The sequence below is a fragment of the Streptomyces sp. NBC_01381 genome (genome assembly GCF_026340305.1).
Taxonomy (GTDB): Bacteria; Actinomycetota; Actinomycetes; order Streptomycetales; family Streptomycetaceae; genus Streptomyces.
In genome coordinates this window covers 2707510-2727021 of the sequence record NZ_JAPEPI010000002.1, presented here as the reverse complement: position 1 = coordinate 2727021, position 19512 = coordinate 2707510, and the positions used below count along the sequence as shown (strand labels likewise).

Annotated in this window: 19 protein-coding genes; 9 read left to right on the top strand and 10 right to left on the bottom strand. The window is 68.2% G+C overall.

The genetic code is table 11. The features are described 5' to 3' along the window. Nucleotides 1-7: 7 nt before the first annotated feature. Nucleotides 8-1084, bottom strand: coding sequence for a multicopper oxidase domain-containing protein (locus OG453_RS33725; protein ID WP_266872352.1), 1077 nt, complete (start codon nucleotides 1082-1084; stop codon nucleotides 8-10). Nucleotides 1085-1493: 409 nt separating this feature from the next. Here OG453_RS33725 and OG453_RS33720 point away from each other — a divergent pair, with 409 nt between their 5' ends. The 3 genes from OG453_RS33720 to OG453_RS33710 all read left to right on the top strand — a co-directional run bounded on the left by OG453_RS33720 (nucleotide 1494) and on the right by OG453_RS33710 (nucleotide 8230). Beyond that, nucleotides 1494-3839, top strand: a complete 2346-nt coding sequence (locus tag OG453_RS33720) for a ThuA domain-containing protein (protein WP_266872351.1) — start codon at nucleotides 1494-1496, stop codon at nucleotides 3837-3839. After that, nucleotides 3836-6040 carry a family 16 glycoside hydrolase gene (locus OG453_RS33715; RefSeq protein ID WP_266872350.1) on the top strand — a complete coding sequence of 735 codons (2205 nt, stop codon included), beginning with the start codon at nucleotides 3836-3838 and terminating at the stop codon, nucleotides 6038-6040. The genes OG453_RS33720 and OG453_RS33715 overlap by 4 nt, the downstream gene beginning before the upstream one ends. A 75-nt stretch (nucleotides 6041-6115) precedes the next feature. After that, nucleotides 6116-8230 carry a HEAT repeat domain-containing protein gene (locus OG453_RS33710; RefSeq protein ID WP_266872349.1) on the top strand — a complete coding sequence of 705 codons (2115 nt, stop codon included), beginning with the start codon at nucleotides 6116-6118 and terminating at the stop codon, nucleotides 8228-8230. A gap of 35 nt (nucleotides 8231-8265) precedes the next feature. Here the strand turns inward: OG453_RS33710 and OG453_RS33705 are convergent, their stop codons facing one another. Continuing rightward, nucleotides 8266-8607: a hypothetical protein gene (locus OG453_RS33705; protein ID WP_266872348.1), complete on the bottom strand. Its 342-nt coding sequence runs from the start codon at nucleotides 8605-8607 to the stop codon at nucleotides 8266-8268. Nucleotides 8608-8708: 101 nt separating this feature from the next. Here OG453_RS33705 and legP point away from each other — a divergent pair, with 101 nt between their 5' ends. Continuing rightward, the gene (gene legP, locus OG453_RS33700; RefSeq protein WP_266872347.1) at nucleotides 8709-10571 is read left to right on the top strand and encodes a Dot/Icm T4SS effector Zinc-dependent metalloprotease LegP; all 1863 of its coding nucleotides are present in this window, start codon (nucleotides 8709-8711) and stop codon (nucleotides 10569-10571) included. Between the two features lie 49 nt (nucleotides 10572-10620). On the opposite strand, the gene ligD is transcribed toward legP, so the two are convergent. Both ligD and OG453_RS33690 read right to left on the bottom strand, forming a co-directional pair. Then, entirely contained in the window at nucleotides 10621-11634 is a 1014-nt protein-coding gene (ligD, locus tag OG453_RS33695) for a non-homologous end-joining DNA ligase (RefSeq protein WP_266872346.1), read from the bottom strand. Between the two features lie 168 nt (nucleotides 11635-11802). Then, nucleotides 11803-12063, bottom strand: coding sequence for a hypothetical protein (locus OG453_RS33690; protein WP_266872345.1), 261 nt, complete (start codon nucleotides 12061-12063; stop codon nucleotides 11803-11805). 70 nt (nucleotides 12064-12133) lie between these two features. Between OG453_RS33690 and OG453_RS33685 the strand changes: the two genes are divergently transcribed. The 3 genes from OG453_RS33685 (at nucleotide 12134) to OG453_RS33675 (ending at nucleotide 14544) form a co-directional block, all read left to right on the top strand. Beyond that, nucleotides 12134-12319 carry a hypothetical protein gene (locus OG453_RS33685; protein WP_266872344.1) on the top strand — a complete coding sequence of 62 codons (186 nt, stop codon included), beginning with the start codon at nucleotides 12134-12136 and terminating at the stop codon, nucleotides 12317-12319. Between the two features lie 567 nt (nucleotides 12320-12886). Then, a complete protein-coding gene (locus tag OG453_RS33680; protein WP_266872343.1) occupies nucleotides 12887-13963 on the top strand; it encodes a tyrosine-type recombinase/integrase in 1077 nt (358 codons plus the stop codon). 11 nt (nucleotides 13964-13974) lie between these two features. After that, nucleotides 13975-14544 (top strand): hypothetical protein, encoded by a 570-nt coding sequence (locus OG453_RS33675; RefSeq protein ID WP_266872342.1) that lies wholly within the window; start codon nucleotides 13975-13977, stop codon nucleotides 14542-14544. A 127-nt stretch (nucleotides 14545-14671) separates the two neighbouring features. Here OG453_RS33675 and OG453_RS33670 read toward each other — a convergent pair whose 3' ends face one another. After that, nucleotides 14672-14878 carry a helix-turn-helix transcriptional regulator gene (locus OG453_RS33670; protein ID WP_266872341.1) on the bottom strand — a complete coding sequence of 69 codons (207 nt, stop codon included), beginning with the start codon at nucleotides 14876-14878 and terminating at the stop codon, nucleotides 14672-14674. A gap of 277 nt (nucleotides 14879-15155) precedes the next feature. Between OG453_RS33670 and OG453_RS33665 the strand changes: the two genes are divergently transcribed. Beyond that, nucleotides 15156-15371, top strand: coding sequence for a helix-turn-helix transcriptional regulator (locus OG453_RS33665; RefSeq protein WP_266872340.1), 216 nt, complete (start codon nucleotides 15156-15158; stop codon nucleotides 15369-15371). 72 nt (nucleotides 15372-15443) lie between these two features. On the opposite strand, the gene OG453_RS33660 is transcribed toward OG453_RS33665, so the two are convergent. Continuing rightward, nucleotides 15444-16154 (bottom strand): hypothetical protein, encoded by a 711-nt coding sequence (locus OG453_RS33660; RefSeq protein ID WP_266872339.1) that lies wholly within the window; start codon nucleotides 16152-16154, stop codon nucleotides 15444-15446. 74 nt (nucleotides 16155-16228) lie between these two features. Here OG453_RS33660 and OG453_RS33655 point away from each other — a divergent pair, with 74 nt between their 5' ends. After that, nucleotides 16229-16621, top strand: coding sequence for an NUDIX domain-containing protein (locus OG453_RS33655; protein ID WP_266872338.1), 393 nt, complete (start codon nucleotides 16229-16231; stop codon nucleotides 16619-16621). Nucleotides 16622-16675: 54 nt separating this feature from the next. Here the strand turns inward: OG453_RS33655 and OG453_RS33650 are convergent, their stop codons facing one another. The 4 genes from OG453_RS33650 to OG453_RS33635 form a co-directional block, all read right to left on the bottom strand. After that, a complete protein-coding gene (locus OG453_RS33650) occupies nucleotides 16676-17479 on the bottom strand; it encodes a hypothetical protein (protein ID WP_266872337.1) in 804 nt (267 codons plus the stop codon). 133 nt (nucleotides 17480-17612) lie between these two features. Next, complete coding sequence (locus tag OG453_RS33645) at nucleotides 17613-18236, bottom strand: hypothetical protein (RefSeq protein WP_266872336.1); 624 nt, start codon at nucleotides 18234-18236, stop codon at nucleotides 17613-17615. Nucleotides 18237-18304: 68 nt separating this feature from the next. Then, the gene (locus OG453_RS33640) at nucleotides 18305-18550 is read right to left on the bottom strand and encodes a hypothetical protein (protein ID WP_266872335.1); all 246 of its coding nucleotides are present in this window, start codon (nucleotides 18548-18550) and stop codon (nucleotides 18305-18307) included. A gap of 120 nt (nucleotides 18551-18670) precedes the next feature. Continuing rightward, complete coding sequence (locus OG453_RS33635; protein WP_266872334.1) at nucleotides 18671-18955, bottom strand: hypothetical protein; 285 nt, start codon at nucleotides 18953-18955, stop codon at nucleotides 18671-18673. Nucleotides 18956-19512: the final 557 nt, after the last annotated feature.

Genomic DNA, 19512 nt, shown 5'->3' with positions numbered 1-19512 from the left:
ACACGCTCTAGCCGTGGTCGTGCCCGGACGCCCCGGACTTCTCCGCGGCCCCCGACTCCCCGGCGGAGTCGGACTTCTCGGTGGAGCCTGACTTCTCCGCGGAGCCTGACTTCTCCGCGGACCCGGCCGCCGCATGATGCGGCTCGTAATCCGGGATGGTCCCGTCCGCCTTCTTCACCAGGAACAACCCCGCCATCCCCATGTCCGAGTGGCTCTGCACATGGCAGTGGTACATCCACGCGCCCGCGCCGACCCCCTCCCCCGCGATCACCTGGAAGCCGAACGAGTCCCCAGGCCCGGTGATCTTGTCGTCGAGGATCTGGCTGGGGTCCTCGGGGCCGGTCAGCAGGCCCGTGCGGTTGTCCGCCCAGCGGTGACCGTGGACGTGGAAGGTGTGGTAGTACTCGCCGTGCGTGATCGAGACGAACTCGACCCGATCACCCACCGTGGCCTCGAAGTTGGGGCTGTCGTGGCCGGCCTTGTTGTTGATCGTCATGTCGTTGAAGACGATGGTGAACGTCTTGTCCGGCAGCAGATCGCCCTTGCGCCGTACGATCAGCGGCCCGTAGAGCCCCTTGCGTACGCCGCCGGTGCCGTGATCGGTGCCGACCACATGGTCGTGGTAGTGCCAGTAGCCCGCGGTACCGGGGCGCCAGGTGCCGTCCTTGCGGCGGCCCGGCGCGTGCGTGCGCCAGGTGTAGGTGCGCTTTCCGCCCGGCTCGACATCGCTCTTGGTGTGCTTGGTGCCGTCGCTGGAGATCTCGTAGTCCATGCCGTGGACGTGCAGGCTGGCGTTCACGTCCATCAGGTTCTCGAACTCGATGTGCAGCGTGTCGCCCTCGTTCAGCTCGATCAGCGGGCCGGGGATGGACGCCTTGCCCTTCTCCAGGCCGTAGCCCATCTGCCCGTCCGGCAGCTTCTCGGCGTACATCTTGATGCGGCGCACCTCGCCGCCGGCCGGCGCGGTCTTCGGCTCTTCGGCCGTGCTCGCCTCGGGGGCTGAGGCCAGCGACAACGATGTCACCCCGGCCGTCGCGGCCACGCCACCCACGAGCATCCGCCGGTTGAAGCTCCGTCTGTCCATGCCGAACTCCCCACTGCGGTACGGAGACTGACGGGGCAGAGGTTGCCCCCGGGACGGCCACACGGTACTGGGGGGATCTTCGTTTATCCACACTCAGGACAAAGTTGGCACTGTTGCAGTCATACCTATTGGCGAGTGGCGAAAAGAGGTCTAGCTTCATCGGCGCTGTTGCTGTGACCGACGAGGGGTGGGTGTACTCATGCGGCTCACACCGCATCAAAGGCCCTTGGGCGTACGAGGGTTGAGCAGACGCAGGGACCGCAAAGACCGAAGAGACCACAGAGACCGGGGAAGACGCCGGTCGCACCGGGCCTGGGCCGCCGCCCTGCTCTCCGGAGCGCTGGTCACCGGCGCACTCTCCGCACAGGCCGCGACCGCGCGGCCCTATCCGGAACCGCCGTTGACAACGATGTCCCTGCCGACCCCGCCCGGCGGGGCGAACGTCCGCGTGCTGGTCTTCCATGGTTCGGCGGCGGGCGGCGACGAGTCCCCCGTCGTCAACGCCGGCATCCAAGCCATCGAGAAGATCGGCCAATCCGGCCCGGCCGCCCAGCGGTTCAGGATCGAGGCGACGGACGACCCGGCGGTCTTCACCGACGAGGCCAAGCTCGGCAAGTTCAACGCGGTCGCCTTCCTGACCGGCGGCGGCGACGTCCTCGACCCCGAGCAGGAGGCGGGACTTGAGGCCTATATGGAGGCCGGCGGCGGCTTCCTCGGCATCCATGACGCGGCCCGCGCCGAGCCGTACTCGACCTGGTTCACCGGACTGATCGGTGCCCGCCCCACCGACTCCAGCCCAACGAACGTACAGAGGGCCACAGTTGAGGTGGGCGACCGCCAGAACCCCGCCACCAAGGACCTGCCGCTGCAGTGGAAGCGCCCCGACCGGTGGCTGAACTGGACGAAGAACCCGTCCGGCGACGTGCACACCGTGGCCCGCGTGCGCGAGGCGACGTACCAGCCGGGCGAGAGCAAGAACGGCTGGGACCACCCGGTGTCCTGGTGCCGCGACTACGACGGCGGGCGCTCCTTCTACACCGGCATGGGCGGCACGGCGGACTCGTACGACGAGACCGACTTCCGGCAGCATCTGCGCGGCGCCCTGCTGTGGACGACCCGCATCGCGCGCGCCGACTGCAAGTCGACGATCAACGCCAACTACAAGGCGGAGCGCCTGACCCAGGCCAACCAGCCGGGCCAGAACGACCAGATCGGCGAGCCGCACGGACTGGTCACCGCGCCCGACGGGCGGGTCTTCTACATCGGCCGCGGCGGCGCCGACTCCTCGCAGCCGGTGGTCACCGACTGGAACAACCCCGACATCGGCAAGGGCAAGGGCGAGATCCACGTCTACGACCCCAAGACCAAGAAGGTGACCCTCGCGGGAGCGCTCACCGTCTTCGGCAACAAGGGCGGCGGCGATGAGCTCATCAAGGTCGAAGAGGGTCTGCTCGGCATCGAGTTGGACCCCAGGTTCGCGGAGAACGGGTGGGTGTATCTCCACTACACACCCCACTCGAAGATCAACCGCGACACGCACATGGCCGAGCGCCACGTGTCCCGCTTCACCCTCGACCAGACCACGAACCAGCTGGACCTGAACAGCGAGAAGGTCCTGCTCAAGTGGCCGGTGCAGATTCACAGTTGCTGCCACTCGGGCGGCGGGATGGCCTGGGACTCCAAGGGCAATCTCTACATCGCGACCGGCGACAACAACTCCTCGCGGTTCAGCGACGGTTACTCGGGCAACAACCCGGAGCCGAACTTCAAGGGCGTCTCCTTCGCCGACGCGCGCCGCACCGCCGGCAACACCAACAACCTCAACGGCAAGATCCTGCGCATCCACCCGGAGTCCGACGGGACGTACACGCTCCCCGAGGGCAACCTCTTCACCGGCAAGGAGCCGGACGAGGGCGGCGGCAAGACGCGCGGCGAGATCTATGTGATGGGCGTCAGGAACCCGGCGCGCATCTCCATCGACAAGAAGACCGACACCTTGTACGCGGGCTGGGTCGGGCCCGACGCCGGTGCGCCGTCGACGACTTGGGGCCCGGCGAAGTACGACACGTTCGCCGCGATCACCCACGCCTCCAACCGCGGCTGGCCGTACTGCATGGGCAACAACCAGCCCTACCGCGACCGCAATCTGCCGGACCCGACGAAGCCGCTCGGCTGGTACGACTGCAAGAACCTCAAGAACGAGTCGCCCAACAACGACGGCCTGGTGAACATCCCGCCGGCCGAACCGAACAACATCTGGTACTCGCCGCAGGGCGGCGGCATCGACTATCCGCGCGACGCGAACGGCGTGCCGAGCTACAAGACGGAGGAGCAGAAGCAGCTCCTGCCGTGGCTCAAGGGTGGCGGCCAGGCCACGATGAACGGCCCCGTCTACCGCTTCGACGCGGCGAGCACGAGCGCCGACAAGTGGCCCTCGTACTGGGACGGCAAGTGGTTCGTCGGCGATTTCTACGACGCCGACCAGCCGCGCCACGCGGTGCTCACCGACCCCAAGACGGTCGGCAGCGGCGGGCTTCCGACGCACGCCGAGTCCCTGAAGAAGATCATCCCGATCGGCAACGACGGCATCAAGAACCTCATGGACTGGAAGTTCGCCCCCGACGGTTCGCTGTACGTACTCGACTACGGCCGCGGCTTCTTCACCTCGGACCCCAAGTCGGCGCTGTGGCACGTCACTTACAAGGGCGGCGAGGCCACACCGGCCGCCGACGACCTGGCAAGGAGGGCGGGATGAAGCCCGTCGTGCGCAAGCGAAGACTCTGGACGGCGCTGCTCGCGTCGCTCCTGATGGTGCTCGGCCTGACGTCGACGGTGGCCTTCGGGCGCGACGACAACTCGGGCCTGGCCGCCCAGACGCTGACCTGGACGGCGAACAACAGCATCGACAAGTACGCCTCCGCGCCCGCCACTGCGGTCGCGGGCGCGACGACGATCGTCTTCGAGAACAGCGCGGCGACCGGCAACGACACCGGCATGCCGCACACGCTGACGTTCGACGTATCCGATCCCGAGTACAACAACGACGTACCGCTGAACATCCTGGCCAACCCCAACGACGACCAGGGCGGCAAGCACACCGCCGAGGTGAACCTGACGCCCGGCCGTTACCGCTACCACTGCACGATTCCCGGCCACGGGGCGATGCAGGGCATCCTCGTGGTGACCGAGGGCGGCGGCGAGGACACCACGGCTCCCGAGACCTCGGCGAAGGTCGAGGGGCAGACCAACTCCGATGGTGCGTACATCGGTTCGGCCAGCGTGGCGGTGACGGCGACCGACGCGGGTTCGGGCGTCGACAAGGTCGAGTACGCGGTCGGCGCGGACGGCGCATGGCAGCCGTACACGGCCCCCGTGGTCGTCGACCAGGTCGGCACCCACAAGATCCGCTATCGGGCGAGCGACAAGGCGGGCAACGTGGCGGCGGAGAAGGCCGTCGACTTCACGGTGGTCGCGCCGCCGACCGACGACAAGACACCACCGGAGACGTCGGCCACGGTGACCGGCGAGAAGAACGACAAGGGCGAGTACATCGGGATGGCGACCGTCACCGTGACGGCGTCCGACACCGGCTCCGGCGTCAACAAGATCGAGTACGCGGTCGGGGACGGCGGCGCATGGACGGCGTACACGGCGCCGGTCATGGTCCACGCGGCGGGCGCGCACAAGATCCGCTATCGCGCGTCCGACAAGGCGGGCAATGTGGCGGCCGAGAAGGCCGTCGAGTTCACCGTGGTCACGCCGCCCGTCGAGGACAAGACGCCGCCGGAGACCAGCGCGAAGGTCGAGGGCGACAAGGACTCGGACGGCGCGTACATCGGCAAGGCGAAGGTGACGGTCACGGCGACCGACGCCGACTCGGGGGTCGACAAGATCGAGTACTCCCTGGACGGCGGCCCCTATCTCGCGTACGCCGATCCGGTCGTCGTCGACCGCGTGGGGCGCCACACGGTGGCGTACCGGGCGAGCGACAAGGCGGGCAATGTGGCGGCGGCGAAGGACGTGTCCTTCACGGTCACCGAGGGCGGCGGGATTCCGGCGCCCAACTGCCCGGAGTACGACGAGCGGTTGACGGTGTTCGTCGGCACCGTCGACACGGGCATCCCGAACCGGGTCACCAACAACCGGTGCCGCATCAACGAGTTGATCGAGGACGAGAAGGAGTGGACGTCGCAGGCGCTCTTCCTGAAGCACGTCAAGAGCGTCACCGACAAGCTCCTGAAGGCCGGGGAGATCGACCAGCGCGAGTACAACAAGATCAACCGCGCGGCGAAGCAGTCCGGCATCGGCAAGCCGGGCCAGACCGAGGGCTACCGCAAGATCTTCGACGGCACCCAGGAGTCCCTGAACAAGTGGGAGCAGGTCGGCGGCGGCAAGTTCGGCCTCAACGGCGACGGTTCGATCACCAGCAGCACCTCCGTGGCGGGCATGGGCATGCTGTGGTTCCCGGAGCGCAAGTACGGCGACTTCTCGCTGAAGCTCCAGTGGCGGGACGACGCACCGGGCAACGGAAACGCCAACTCCGGTGTCTTCGTGCGCTTCCCGCAGGTCCACGACCACCCGGAGGAGCCGCGTCCGGAGTGGGTCGCCATCAAGTACGGGCACGAGGTGCAGGTGCTCGACCGTCCTGACGGCGACATGTACAAGACGAGTTCGATCTACGGCTTCGACCGGGTGGGACTCGGCGGCGCCGGTGTCACCCCGAAGGGCACGTGGAACGACTACGAGATCCGCGTGGTGGACCAGCACTACTCGGTCTACCGCAACGGCGTGCTGCTCAACGAGTTCGACAACACGGGCGGCCAGGACTTCGTCCCGCCGCGTGGTGACGACCCCGGCACGGACGGGCGGCGGTTCGCGTCCGGCTATGTCGGGCTGCAGGTGCACGGGGTCACTGATGTGATCTCTTACCGGGACATCAGGATCAAGGAGCTGTAGTACCACCGCACTCGGTGCCCTCGTCCCACCGGGGCGGGGGCACCGTTGTCAGTGGGGTGCGGCATGCTTTTGACCATGGTGTTCACGGGGATCGAGGACGTCGACTGGGCGTCGATGAATCATGCGTACGGCGATGCCGCGGACGTGCCGGACCTGCTGCGCGGCCTCGCGTCGGCCGACCCGGCCGAGCGGGACGTCGCGCTGGACGGGATGTACGGGGCGGTGCATCACCAAGGGGACGTGTACGACTCGACGGTCGCGTGCATCCCCTTCCTCTTCGACCTGGTCGGCCGGTCATCGGTCGAGGACCGGGGCTCGGTCGTGGGCCTGCTGCGCAGCATCGCGGGCGAAGAGGAGCCCGACCCGGAGGAGATCGGCGGCCTCTTCGAGGACGAGGAGGAGGACGCGGCCTGGGTGGCGAACTTCGTGGACGCCGCCGCCATCATCCGGGGCCGCGCCGGGTTCTTCCTGGAGTTCGTCGCCGACCCCGACCCGGGACTGCGCGCGGCGGTCCCCGGCGCCCTCACCCAGCTGCACGCCGACCCCGCGCGCGTGTTCGCGGTGCTGCGCTCGCGGCTCGACGTCGAGCGGGACGGTGACGTCGTGCGTTCCCTCGCGACGGCGGTCGGCAGGCTCGGCGTGGAGCACGCGGAGCTGCGCCCCGAGGCGGGCCGGTGCCTCGCCGAGGTGGTCGCCTCGGGCGGCGCCGACCCTGAGCTGCGCCTGAAGGCCCTGGCCCAACTGGCCCGCTACTCACCCGAGTTGCTGCCCGAGGACAGCGTGGACATCGCGGTCGAGGTGATGCGGATCGCCCACGAAGCCGAGCCCGCCGCCGCGGAGGCCGAGCCCGCCGCCGCGGAGACCGGGCCCGTCGCCTTGGAGGCCGAGCCCGAACGGCCCCGGACGGACACGATGGTGTCGTATCTGCGCGACCTGGAGGCGGCCCACCGGGCGAGCATCGACGCCCGCCTCGCCGACGACCTCCTCCGGGATCTGCACATCGCCCTCGACGACCGCACTCAGGAGCGGTTCGGGCTGCTCCACGCGCAGTTGTGCACCGCGGACTGGGGACAGCGCATGGCGGCCGTCCGGGAGAGCGGCCTGCTCCTGACCGGCTGGCGCGCGCCGAACGACCTCGCGGTGGCCCTGCTCGCCCGCCAACTGGTCGAGCACGACGAGGAGTTGTCCCGGGCGACGCTGAGCGAGCTGGCCCACGTCCACCCCATCGCCGGGGTGACGGCGGACGTCCTGGAGGCGTGCCTCATCGAGTGGGAGGACGACTGGGACCCCGCCGACTGGCAGGACTCGCTCTTCGGCGGCGTCTTGAAGGCACTGGCGCTGCAGGGCGACGCGCGGGCGGTTCCCTATCTGGCGGCGGTCCTTGAGGACGGAGGTGTCCCGGAGAACCTGGGGGGCTGGATGGAGGCGATCGGCCCCGCGGAAGCGGCGCGCCTCGCCCCACTGCTGCACGACAGGCTCGCCGCGGTGCCGCCCTCGGCGCGCGGTGAGTCCCGTCAGCGGCTGATCGGTGCGCTCGGCGTCCTGTCCCCGGCGGCGTCGCTGCCGTTGATCATCGATGCCGCGCGCGGCGACCGTGGCGGTATGACCCAGTGGGCGGCGCTGCGGGCCCTCGCCCGGTACGGGCCTTCGGCGACCGAAGCAGCGCCCCTTCTGCGGGAGTTGACGTCGGACGGCGCTTCGGGCCACCGCGCGGAGGCGGCGAGTGCTCTCTGGGCGGTGACGGGCGAGGCCGCGGCCGTCGTCCCCGCGCTGTCCGCCGTGCTTGCGGGTGACCGCTGGTACGAGCGCGAGATCGCCCTCCGCGTGGCCCGCGCGATGGGCTCCGATGCGGCTACCCTCGTCCCGTGCCTGCGCGGCCTGCTGACGGCACAGGAGCAGCAAGGGCTGGTGGCTGCCGCCCTCTGGCGGATCCGCGCCGATGCGCAGGAGGTGCTGCCCGTCCTGCTCGAGGCATGGACGGCGACTCCCACCACCCGTCCGTCGACGGCGGCTTGTCTGCTGGAGATGGGCCCGGCCGCGCTCCCCGCCCTCCCTCTCGTCCGCCGGGAGCTCGCCTCGACCCGCCGCCACAACAACTACGGCGCCGAGGGCAATATGCGCTACGACGTCGTGGCGGACGAGCAGCTGCTCCAGGACTGCCGCCGCGTGGCGGCCGCGCTGGAGCGCTGACGCACCGAACCGACGTACTCACCGGACTGACGTACTCACCGGACCGAAGTCACCTCCACGGCCACCGAGTCCGGACTGCCGTGCGTGAGCACCGGATTGCTCCGCACCGAGACGAAGTCCTCGGGAGCCACGGCACCGGAGCCGTCGACGTCGGCGTGGACGCGGACCGTGTAGCGGGCCCGGGGGTCGGGAGGCGGCACCTCCAGGGTGAGGTGCGGGGCGTCAGCGAGGTCGACGCCCCGCTGCACCACGCGGGACACGACGCGCGCCGGCGCGTCCGCGGCGGTGATCTCCTCGACCTGCACGCGCAGGGTCACCGCGCCCTGCGGCGCCTTCGTCCCCGGCGCGAGACGGACAGCGATTTCTACGTTGCGCATACGCTCGCCCAGCCCTTGTTGGTCTCCACGTCCGCCACTACTTTCCGCAAAATAGCGCCCTTTGTGGCAGGGCGGGAGAAAAAAGGCGAGGGGAGAACGGGATGTCTGCTTCCGAGTCGCGAGTTGCGGGTGAGGGACACGGTGAATTCCGGTCCTCGCGTGATGTGAAGACCGGTCTGATCGACGGCGCCACTTTCCAGACCAAGCCGGTCCAGTACGTGAACATCGACGGACTCGCGGTCTTCGAGGGCGACATCGTGCTCGGCACGGTGGCGGATGTGGAGCGCCGCACTTCGGAACTGAAGGCGGAGTCCGAGGGAAAGGTTCCGCAGTCGGCGGTCGCCATCAGCGGAAAGCAATTCCGGTGGGCCAACGCTCTGGTGCCGTTCGAGATCGACTCCTCCCTGCCCAACCAGCAGCGGGTGACCGACGCGATCGCGCACTGGCAGTCCCGTACCCGGATGCGCTTCGTGCAGCGCACGCCCGCCAACCAGGCGCAGTTCCCGGACTTCGTCCGGTTCGTGCCGGGCGGTGGCTGTTCCTCGTTCGTGGGCCGGCAGGGCGGATCGCAGAGCATCACGCTCGCGAGCGGCTGCACGACGGGAAACTGCATTCACGAGATCGGGCACGCGATCGGCCTGTGGCACGAGCAGAGCCGTGAGGACAGGGACACGTTCGTCACGATCGTCTGGGCCAACATCACCCAGGGCTTCGAGCACAACTTCGACCAGCACATCACGGACGGCGACGACGTCGGCGCCTACGACTACGGCTCGATCATGCATTACCCGCGGGACGCCTTCTCGAAGAACGGCCAGGACACCATCGTGCCGTCCGTGCAGGGCGTCACCATCGGTCAGCGCTCGGGGCTCAGCACGGACGACATCGCCGCCGTGCACGCGCTGTACGGTCCTTCGCCGGCCTCCGGGCCCGTGGTGTCGTGGGAGTCGGACCGGCTCGACGTGTTCGGGATCGGCACGGACTCCGCTCTTCACCACAAGTGGTGGGACGGCAACGCGTGGGGCCCCGGCATCAAGAACTGGGAATCCCTCGGCGGCATCTGCACCAGTCCCCCGACGGCCCTCGCATGGGCGCACGACCGCCTCGACGTGTTCGTCATCGGGACGGATTCGGCGCTTCACCACAAGTGGTGGGACGGCAACGCGTGGGGGCCCGGCGTCACGAGTTGGGAATCCCTGGGCGGAATCTGCACCAGTGCGCCCGAAGCGGTTTCCTGGGGGCCCGACCGCCTCGATCTCTTTGTCGTCGGCACCGACTCCGCTCTCCACCACAAATGGTGGAACGGCAGCGCGTGGGGCCCCAGCGTCAAGGGCTGGGAATCCCTCGGCGGAATCTGTACGAGCAAGCCTGTAGCGGTGTCCTGGGGCGCCAATCGACTCGACCTCTTTGTGGTCGGCGCGGATTCCGCGCTGCACCACAAGTGGTGGGACGGGAACGCATGGGGACCCAGCGTGCAGGGCTGGGAATCCCTCGGCGGCATCTGCCAGGGCACACCCACCGCAGTGTCCTGGGGGCAGAACCGACTGGACCTCTTTGTGGTCGGCACGGACTCTGCGCTCCATCACAAGTGGTGGGACGGGAACGCATGGGGACCCAGCGTGCAGGGCTGGGAATCCCTCGGCGGCATCTGCCAGGGCACACCCACCGCTGTGTCCTGGGGCACCGACCGCCTCGACCTCTTCGTGGTCGGCACGGACTCCGCGCTCCACCACAAGTGGTGGGACGGCACGGCTTGGGGCCCCAGCGTCAAGGGCTGGGAATCCCTCGGCGGCATCTGCACGAGTCCACCGGCGGCCGTCTCCTGGGAGCCCAACCGCCTCGACCTGTTCCTCACGGGCACGGACTCCGCTCTTCACCACAAGTGGTGGGACGGGAAGGCGTGGGGGCCGAGCGTCACGGGCTGGGAGTCCCTCGGCGGGACCCTGACGAGCTTCACGGACTAGGGCCTGTCCGGCGGCTCATGTCCGGCCTGTCCGGCAGATCATGGCCGGGTCACTCCTCGTGCTTGGCCCGGCTCGGCTGTACCCGCTTCGGCTCGCCCGGCATCTTCGGGTACTCGGGCGGGTACGGCATGTCGCCGAGCCCCCGGTCGTGTTCGTCCCGATCGGCCTGTTCGAGGAGCGCGTCGAGCGAGAAGGCGTGCTTCTCCATGTCCGCGTGCACATCGCCCACTTGGGCATACCGGTGCGGCATCGAGGCGATGTCGAAGTCCTGCGGGACGGCGTCGTCGATCTCGTCCCAGCGCAGGGGCGCCGACACGGGCGCGTTCGGCCGGGGGCGGACCGAGTAGGCGGAGGCGATGGTGCGGTCGCGGGCGGTCTGGTTGAAGTCGACGAAGATCCGCTCGCCCCGCTCTTCCTTCCACCACGCGGTGGTGACCGCGTCCGGCATGCGCCGCTCCAGTTCACGTCCGCAGGCGATCACGGCCCGCCGTACGCCGGTGAAGTTCCACCGAGGCTCGATCGGCACGAAGACGTGGATGCCGCGCCCGCCGGACGTCTTTGGCCACCCCTGCAGCCCGAACTCATCAAGGACAGACCGGAGTTCGTGCGCCGCGCGTACCGCATCCGCGTAGTCCGTGCCGGGCTGCGGGTCGAGGTCGATGCGGAGTTCGTCGGGGTGGTCGGGGTTGTCGCGGCGTACCGGCCAGGGGTGGAAGGTGAGGGTGTTGAACTGGGCGGCCCAGACGACGGCGGCGATCTCCGTGGGGCAGATCTCGTCGGCGGCGCGGCCGCTGGGGAAGGCGATGGTTCCGGTGGGGATCCAGTCGGGGAGGTTCTTGGGGGCGCGCTTCTGGTAGAAGAACTCGCCGGTGACGCCTTCCGGGAAGCGCTGGAGTGTCGTGGGGCGGTCCCGCAGGGCGCGGACGATCCCGTCGCCGACCGCGATGAAGTACTGGGCGACGTCCAGCTTGGTGAAGCCCCGCTCCGGAAAGACGATCTTGTCCGGGCTGGAGAGCCGTACCGTCCGGCCGCCCGCGTCGAGCTCCACCGCTTTACCGGCCATGCGCTTCACCACCCATGCCGTCACGCTAGGCGCAGCGGGCGAAAGTCGCATACCGGGCAGTGAAGGGCACACAGGATCAGAATCGAGCCATGGATCTGCGGCGTGGCAACAATGCGCAGGTCAGATGCCCCGCAGGCAGGCGATCAATAGATCATTTTCTACGCTCCCTCAACCCACACCATGGAGGCCGTCAAGAGCATCGGCGGCCGAGCGGAGATCCTCCGCATCCGGGGCGACGTACCTGGCCTTCGTGAAAGCCGCGTTCGTGTGACCTGCCCACGCCGCCAGGATCACGTCCGGCACGCCGTTGACCGCCAGGTACTTCAGGACCGCATGCCGCGCGTCGTACAGACGTACCCACCGCAGTCCCAGCTGCTCCATCAACCGGTAGGCGTGCTGCCGCGAGGAGCTCGCCGCCGCCCGCTGCATGGGCCTCGCCGCCCGGTCCCGCTCACGGTCAGCTCGCTCGCCGAGTCGATGCAGGGAGAAGGAGACGTCGATGCCTGAGAAGAAGACCAGGAAGACGACGGCCGCGGAGCGCCTCGCCGCATGCGCCCTAGGGCAGCCTGAGCCGGATGTCATCGAGCTGTCGACGCGCAGCGCGGCCGAGCAGCACCAGGACCGGCTGCGCACCCGCGCCGGCTGGCAGCCGACGGAGGATGACGGGCCACCGCCCGCCGTCTGACCCTAAGGCCAGAGCACGAGGGAAGCGCTCGAGAAATTCCACTTCTACGTCCCTGGAGAGAAGGGCAACAGCAACCACCGGAACCCGACCAGTGACGGTCTGGATCTCATGGTCGACATGTTCGCGGCCGAGATGCTCGACGCAGCTCGTACCTGGTGGTCCTCTCTGGCCTCAGAGGTGCGGGCGGCGACCGAGCCACGGATGCTCGAGCTCCACGGAACAGATGACGGCACCGCCCTGAGGTGACCCTCTAATCGCATATGGGGGGTGCGGTTGCCCGCCTCTGACCTGCGGATTGATAGCCGTGCTGGCACAGATGTGGCACACCAGGCAATACGACGCCCCGCCCTTGGCGCTGTCCATCGGGCGGGGCATCGGTGCATCCGCGCAAGCAGCCATGCGGCACGAATAGTTGACGGCTCAACGCTACGCCACACCGCTGACAACGACGTCTGAGAGCACCCCGCGGCTTCCCACTAGGCGGTCAACTCGCCACCACATAATCACTGTTATGTGGTACTCATGAATGGCGGGGCTCAATGCACCGCTCTTCACCGGGAGTTGACCATGAGCGAGATAGCCATCCGCCCCGACGCTGTTCTCGACACCCCGGTCCGCAGCGCGGCCGACGACTGGCCCAAGGAAGCTCTCGACTTCGCCAGCGAGCTCGCCGCGCACTACCCGCAGGGTGACCCGCTGCCCGCGCTCGCCGGCGCCTGGATCGCCCGGCAGAAGACTCCCAACACTCGCAGCACCTACATCCGCCAGTTCCGCGTCTGGGAGCAGTACGCGCGGCGCAGGGCCGGCCACCCGCTCGAGGCGGACTTCCCGCTCGCCGAGGCGTTCTCCCGCTACCTCGAGACCGCGCCGACCATGAAATCCGTCAAGGGCGGCAAGCGCGGGCAGAAGGAGCCTGTCGGTCCGCCCCGGTCCGACAGCGCCCGCGCGAACTTGTTGTCAGCCTGCTCGTCCTTCCACGCGTATGCGGTGCGCGCCCGCCGCGAGGGCTCCGACCCGTTCGAGCTGGTGAACCGTCCCGACCTCGAGCAGGCAGACTCGACGACCCGCGGCTCCACCGAGGTGGAGTCGGCGCTACTGCTCGCCGCGGCGCGCGACGACTCGCCGCGCGCCTACGCCCTACTCCTCACCATGTACTCGATGGCCCTGCGCCTCGACTCCGCGCTGAGCGCCCGCGTGGAAGACCTCGGGTACGACAAGGGGCACCGCACGCTGGACGTCCGCCTCAAGGGCGGCCGACGCAAACGCAAGGCCGTCCCGCCCGCTGCCGGGCACGCCATCGACCTATACCTCGACGGCCGCACCGAGGGCCCTCTGTTCCAGACCAGCACCGGGCGGCCGCTCGACCCCAAGTACGTGTGGACGCTGGTCCGTCGGCTCGCCGACAAGGCAGGAATCAAGAACGCGGCCGCCTTCCACCCTCACGTTCTCAAGCACGACGCGGTGACACACGCGCTCGCCGCGCCCGGCGCAAAGCTGCATGACGTGCAGGACTTCGCCGACCACAAGGACCCGCGCACGACCCAGCTGTACGACCAGAAGCAGGGGCGCCTCGACAGCAGCCCCGGCTACGGCATCGCCGCCCGCATCGCCGAGCGGTTGGCCGAACACGACGACCAGGAGTAGGGAGAAGCCCCATGCCTCTCGATGAGTTGTCCCCCGAGGACCGCCGGGCGGTCCTGGCCGAGCGCCGCACCGAACGGGACAGCTTCTGGCCCGGCAAGGACGGGGCGCAGGAGCGAACGACGATCAAGATGTATCCGCTGCTGCACGTCGACAAGCCGAACTACGGGCACACCATGATCCGAGCGACGGACGACATGAAGTTGCGCCGGATCGTCGAGGCGTTCGGGAAGTGCTTCCGCCGCGAACTGCGCTTCGACTTCCCCCCGTTCTCTGCCGAGCGCGTCGACTTCTACGGCCGGCTCAACGAGGCCGAGGTCGTCCTGTTCGACGCTCAGAACGCGAGCTTGGCCACCTTCCCGATCGCGGCTGGCGCTGCGGGCCTGTCGGTCGTGAAGGGGCAGCGAGTGCTGGACTGGATCTGGCTGCACCCCTTCGAGCGCGGCCAGCGCCTCATGGACTACGCGTGGAACGACCTCGAGGCCGCCTATGGCGACGACTTCCTCGTGCAGGGGCCACTGTCGCGAGCGATGGAGGGGTTCCTGACCAAGCAAGAAGTCGCCCTCGAGCGCTGGAAGCGCTGACAGCTGCAACGACGAAGTGTCCGGTCCAGTTGGACCCTTTCCGTTACGCATTTCGTTACGCCGCACCGCGGGTTGAGCCGCTGCGCCCGGCGTCCTCGACAGCCGCCGCACGAAGCTGCCCGCACTCCTAGGTCGTGAGAGCGAGCGTCGTGGCGAGCACCTCAGCGACGGCCACCGACGGGACCCGCCGACCGGCCTCGAGCAGCCACAGGTACCCCTGACTCACACCGACCAGCCGAGCCGCTTCCCGCTGCCCGATCCCTGCTCGTTCGCGGGCGCAGCGCAGCATGGGCCCGAACTCATCTGGCGGGGTGCGCCGTTGTCTTATCTCCATGACCATCACCTAGCGTAAGGATTCAAAGGCGTAACCCAAGGTGCACCTTTGAACCCATGTTCAAGCTGAGGTAGTTGGCGTATCCTGCCACCGAGGATGCGTTAGCCGTACAGCCAAGGTCCCAGCCCGCCGGGAGGCGGACTCGAGCGTGATGCTCCGCGGGGACGAAGGTGAGCGGCGTCGGTGGGCGAAGCAACGTGATGCCGTAGCCGCAGCGTGATGCGAGACCGGACGGAGACCTCGACTCCCGCTCGCTGCCCACGCCCTGGGATGCCCCGTGCCGCGCTCCTTCAGTGGTCCCGCCCTGCGTTCCGCCCGCCGCTCCGCGGGCCTCACCGTCCCCGAACTCGCCGCAGCCGTCGGCAAGTCCCAGTGGACGATCTATCGCACAGAACAGGGCCACGTCCCCGTACCCGTCGACCTGGCGGACGCGCTCGCCGAGGCCGTCAACGTCCAGCTCGAGGCGCTCCTGCACGCCGACCCGCTGGTGTAGGCCACTGACGCCCTGCCGTTCCGGGTGGGGCGCCCACCTGAAGCTGTGCGCCGGGTTGTCGGTCGGCGCCAGCTATCCACCCGTTGGCGTGCCGCCCTCGCCGAGCTCGTGGGCCACGCGGCGGGCCGCGTCCATGTCCTCGGCTGTGTACCTGGCTCCGCTGCGGGCAGCGTCAGCTTGCTCAGAAACCCGATGATTGAAGAAGGCTGTAAGCACCTGCCTGATCCTGTCTCGGTCCTCAGGTGAGTCTCTCGCGATGCGTTGGAGGCCGTAGATGGCACCGAGCCGTTCTGGGAGGTTCTGGCTTCCCAGCAGCTTGATGGATGTCACGTAGTCGTCGGTGGTCGTCGTTCGGTTCGTTTGCTCTGCCGACGCCCGGTCCTTCTCCTGTTCGTACTCGAACTGCTTCTCTGTGTGCTTGAACTGGTTCTGCACCAGAAGGAACTGCTGATGTGCCAGCTCGTACTCTTGCTGCGCCTGGTGATATTGGCGGGCGAACTGCACCTGGTTTTCCTCGAATTGCTCTCGAGCGAGCTTGTGGTTGCGGTGCGTGTACCAGAGGCCGAGCCCTCCGATGGCGCCGGCGATGACGGCGATGAAGGCGGTGCGGAGCCCAGTGATGATGATCCCGGCGGAGGACGCGAGGCTGCCATCTCGGACGTGCTGGCCTTCGAAGTACCAAGGGGCCCAGATGATGGCTGCGATGAGGGCGGCGGTGCCGAGTCCGCCCCATATCCAGATTTTGGCGGGGATCTTCTTCACGCCGTTGTCGCTGTCGCTCATGGCGGCATGATGACCGCGTGTGGGCAGCAGCATATCGTGAACGGCGCTTCTCGGAGGGAGAGTTGAGGTTACGCGTGGAGCCGACGATCGCCGCCGCAGTGATCGTGCATGACGGCCGCGTGCTGCTGATCCGACGCCGTGTCGCTGAGGTTTCGCTGCTCTGGCAGTTCCCTGCTGGAAAAGTGGAGCCGGACGAGGCGTCCGAACAGGCGGCTGCCCGGGAGGCGTTGGAGGAGGCGGGTGTCGTCGCAGAGCCGCTGTCGGTGATCGGTGAGCGGCTGCATCCGACGTCGGGGCGGCGGGTCGTGTACGTGGCGTGTCGGTGGCTGTCAGGTGAGGCTCGTGCGGCGTCTCCGCGGGAGGTGGCGGAGGTCGCCTGGGTGCGTCTCGACGGGATTCCGCAGCTGGTGCCGGGGGGCCTGTTCGGGCCGGTTCAGGCGTACCTGGATGAAGCGCTGCCGCACTGATCACGCACGCACGAAGACCCCCGCCCGATCTCCGAGCGGGGGCGCTGTCGTGTCCTAGTCGCGATCAGTTGCTTCGTACCCGCCACTGCCGCTTTCGGCGGCGGCCCTGTCGTCGATGACGACGGTGACGGGTTCGGCACCTTGGCCTTGGTGCGGGTTTTCGACGATGGCCCGGACGGTGTCGGTGAGCCGTTTGTGGAGGTGTGCGGCGATGGCGCGGGTGCCGGGCGTGTCTCCGGTTCGGCTGACTTCGTCGAGGCTGGTGATGGCGGCTACGAGGCTCGGTCCTGATACGGCTGCGGTGACGGCGCCGTTCTGGATGGTGACGGCGCCGGGGACGTGGAAGTGCTGGTCGGGTCCGGCGTGTTTGACGAGGAATTCCCAGGTGTCGCGGTGGGCTTGGAGGGTGGCTGCGGAGATGCCGGCTGCGGCACGGAGGATGGCTTCGTCTGCCGTGCCCGCTTCTGCTGGTGGCGCCGCTTCGGGCTTCCGGTCTTGGGCGGGCGTCGACTCGGTGTCAGGTTCGTGTTCCAGCGAGACTGGTTGAGCTGCTGCCGCGCTTTTGGCTTGGCTGTCGAGCTGGCTGATGCCGCCGCGGATGGCGACGAGTTCGGTGCTGATGCGGGTGAGTGGGTCACCGATCGTGTCGTGGGTGCGGGCGAGGCCGTCGCGGATTACGGCCCGGTTCTCGGTGAGGCCGCTGTTGAGGGCGGCGGTGGTGTCCTGCCGGATCTGGTCGATGGCGAGCTGCTGGTCGGAAACTTGCTGTTTGAGGGCGGCGAGGTCGGCGCCGATCTGTCCGAGCTGGCCGATTGCCTGCCGTAGCAGGTCTGCGTTGTCGTTGCCGAAGATCGCCATGGGCCCCCTGTGGTCGTCAGCTGACCTGGTCAGAGTGGGGCCCGGTTGAATTGGCGACAAGCGGGCAAACCGGCCATCGGGTGGCACATACCTGGCGCACGTGCCGGAGCGCACTACCACCCGGCGGCTCGCGCTACTTCCGGACGCTGCGCCGCTGCCGACGCCGTTCCTCTGCCTTCTTGGACCGAGTGGCCCCTCGCCACCGACAGTAGGTGCGGTCCCGCCACCGATCGAATGAGATGGGATCTTTCATCTCGTCGCCATCGAAGATGGGCTCGCACTGTCTCAGCAGCCTGTACTGCCTGCTCTTGCTTCCGGCGGATCCGCCTTGTGTTCCACGGACGGCTTTCCACTCACCGCGCACCGGCCATACCCGGAGCTGGTAGGCCATGCCCTTCTTCCAAGCGCACCACGTGTCTGCGCTGACGAGCCCCGATTCGCGGAGACGGAGTTCGTCTTCGCAGAGGCGGAGATAGAGCACGCAGGTTCTGCGGATTGCTGGGTCGGCGGAGACGGCGTCTGGGGCGGGGTCGCCGTGGACGCAACAGCGGATGCGTCGGCGTGAGCTTCTGGGTTGCTGCGCTGTCAGGGCTGCGTGATCGAGCTGGTCGATGATCTTCCAGTAGCGCTCGAAGTAGACGTTCTCGAGCTCACGCAGACGGGCTCGCGCCGCGGAGCGGAGTCCAATGAAGAGACCTATACCGGCCAGCACCACGGCCGCCCCGGCTATCCACGCTTGCCATGCCTCTGCGCCCATGGCGACCTCCTGGACCCGCTCTTCCAGGATGATCCTTGGGGCTCTGGGGTGCGCGTCGAGGCCGGGCGCTAGCCGAGGTAGTTGATCTGTAAGACGGTCACGGTATTCAGCGTGTGACCGAGGAGCAGAACGGCGAAGACGTGCTCGGTGACGGCCATGCGCATGACGTCGTCTTCGACGTCACCGTAGGGCTGTGTGGCGCCGAGGGGGTCGTGGCAGGCGGCGGCGAGCGTGATGCTGAGTTGCTCGCTGGCCTCTGGGGGGAGCGCGTCGTGGACTGCTTCGACCCCTGGGTCGTACTTCAGTCGGTACATGAGCCGACCCTTCTAATCGATCACGGACATACGTGTCCCTTGAGTGCCGCAGTGATCGGGTCGGTCTCCGTGCATGCAGCGTAGCCAATTCGCGACGCTGCGTGTGCGGGTTCTGGGATGTCAGGCCGCGCCGCGGGCGCGTGCCTGTTCGGCTTCGGCGAGGACGCGGTCGGTGGCGTCGATCCACTCACCGGGAGGCTGCTCACCGCAGGCATCGTAGGCGGCGAGCTCGCGGCCGCGTTCGACGGCGGCGAGGGTGTCCTTGGCGATGCGCTCCCACTTGGCGAAGACGCCGAGGAGTTCGTGCGCGGGCGCCTTGTTGATCTCGCTGAGGAAGCGTTGGGCGAGGGCAGGGTTGCCGAGGGCGTCACGGATGGACTCGATGGTCCACGGCTCGCTGCTCATCACGGCCTCCTGCTCTCGCCGGTTTCTCGTCTGAGTTCGCAGATCTGAATCCAGATGAGTTCACGGTTGACAGTCGGATCGTACCGCCTGGGTGGGTGGCTGGGTGGGTGGCCAGGCAACAAGCCAGGTCACGCTGCGGCCCTCTCCGCGAGCGGCAGCCCGTCTCCCCCGGCTCCTCAAAGCCACGATGCTGCGCAACGCGCTCGCCGTCGACCTCAACTTTCTGACCCTCATGGCGCCGCTGAGTGCCGCGCTGGACCGTCCTCGGCTCATCGGCTGGACCACCTACCCGAAGGCGCCTGCGGCCAGTCAGGCGCGGCCGTGGCGTACCCGTCGTTCGGGGCGACGATGGGTCTGCCCGCCGAGTACGACAGCTACCTCTTCGACCAAGACCCATCCCGCATGCACTGCTTGAACGGGCACCAGTGGCTCGAGGCGGGCTTCCCGCGGGAAGCCTCGGTGACCATGCGCTGCGCGCACAGGACATCGCCCCCGACTAGCTGCCACTCTTCTCGGCTAGGAAAGCCTTCAGCTGCTGCGACTGGATGTACTCCACG

Coding starts and splice junctions, on each gene's coding strand:
- OG453_RS33635 (WP_266872334.1), bottom strand. CDS start 18,955: ATGAGCAGCGAGCCGTGGACCATCGAGTCCATCCGTGACGCCCTCGGC.
- OG453_RS33650 (WP_266872337.1), bottom strand. CDS start 17,479: ATGGCGATCTTCGGCAACGACAACGCAGACCTGCTACGGCAGGCAATC.
- OG453_RS33725 (WP_266872352.1), bottom strand. CDS start 1,084: ATGGACAGACGGAGCTTCAACCGGCGGATGCTCGTGGGTGGCGTGGCC.
- OG453_RS33670 (WP_266872341.1), bottom strand. CDS start 14,878: ATGGAGATAAGACAACGGCGCACCCCGCCAGATGAGTTCGGGCCCATG.
- OG453_RS33685 (WP_266872344.1), top strand. CDS start 12,134: ATGCCTGAGAAGAAGACCAGGAAGACGACGGCCGCGGAGCGCCTCGCC.
- OG453_RS33675 (WP_266872342.1), top strand. CDS start 13,975: ATGCCTCTCGATGAGTTGTCCCCCGAGGACCGCCGGGCGGTCCTGGCC.
- OG453_RS33715 (WP_266872350.1), top strand. CDS start 3,836: ATGAAGCCCGTCGTGCGCAAGCGAAGACTCTGGACGGCGCTGCTCGCG.
- OG453_RS33710 (WP_266872349.1), top strand. CDS start 6,116: ATGGTGTTCACGGGGATCGAGGACGTCGACTGGGCGTCGATGAATCAT.
- ligD (WP_266872346.1), bottom strand. CDS start 11,634: ATGGCCGGTAAAGCGGTGGAGCTCGACGCGGGCGGCCGGACGGTACGG.
- OG453_RS33640 (WP_266872335.1), bottom strand. CDS start 18,550: ATGTACCGACTGAAGTACGACCCAGGGGTCGAAGCAGTCCACGACGCG.
- OG453_RS33680 (WP_266872343.1), top strand. CDS start 12,887: ATGAGCGAGATAGCCATCCGCCCCGACGCTGTTCTCGACACCCCGGTC.
- OG453_RS33660 (WP_266872339.1), bottom strand. CDS start 16,154: ATGAGCGACAGCGACAACGGCGTGAAGAAGATCCCCGCCAAAATCTGG.
- legP (WP_266872347.1), top strand. CDS start 8,709: ATGTCTGCTTCCGAGTCGCGAGTTGCGGGTGAGGGACACGGTGAATTC.
- OG453_RS33720 (WP_266872351.1), top strand. CDS start 1,494: ATGTCCCTGCCGACCCCGCCCGGCGGGGCGAACGTCCGCGTGCTGGTC.
- OG453_RS33705 (WP_266872348.1), bottom strand. CDS start 8,607: ATGCGCAACGTAGAAATCGCTGTCCGTCTCGCGCCGGGGACGAAGGCG.
- OG453_RS33645 (WP_266872336.1), bottom strand. CDS start 18,236: ATGGGCGCAGAGGCATGGCAAGCGTGGATAGCCGGGGCGGCCGTGGTG.
- OG453_RS33690 (WP_266872345.1), bottom strand. CDS start 12,063: ATGCAGCGGGCGGCGGCGAGCTCCTCGCGGCAGCACGCCTACCGGTTG.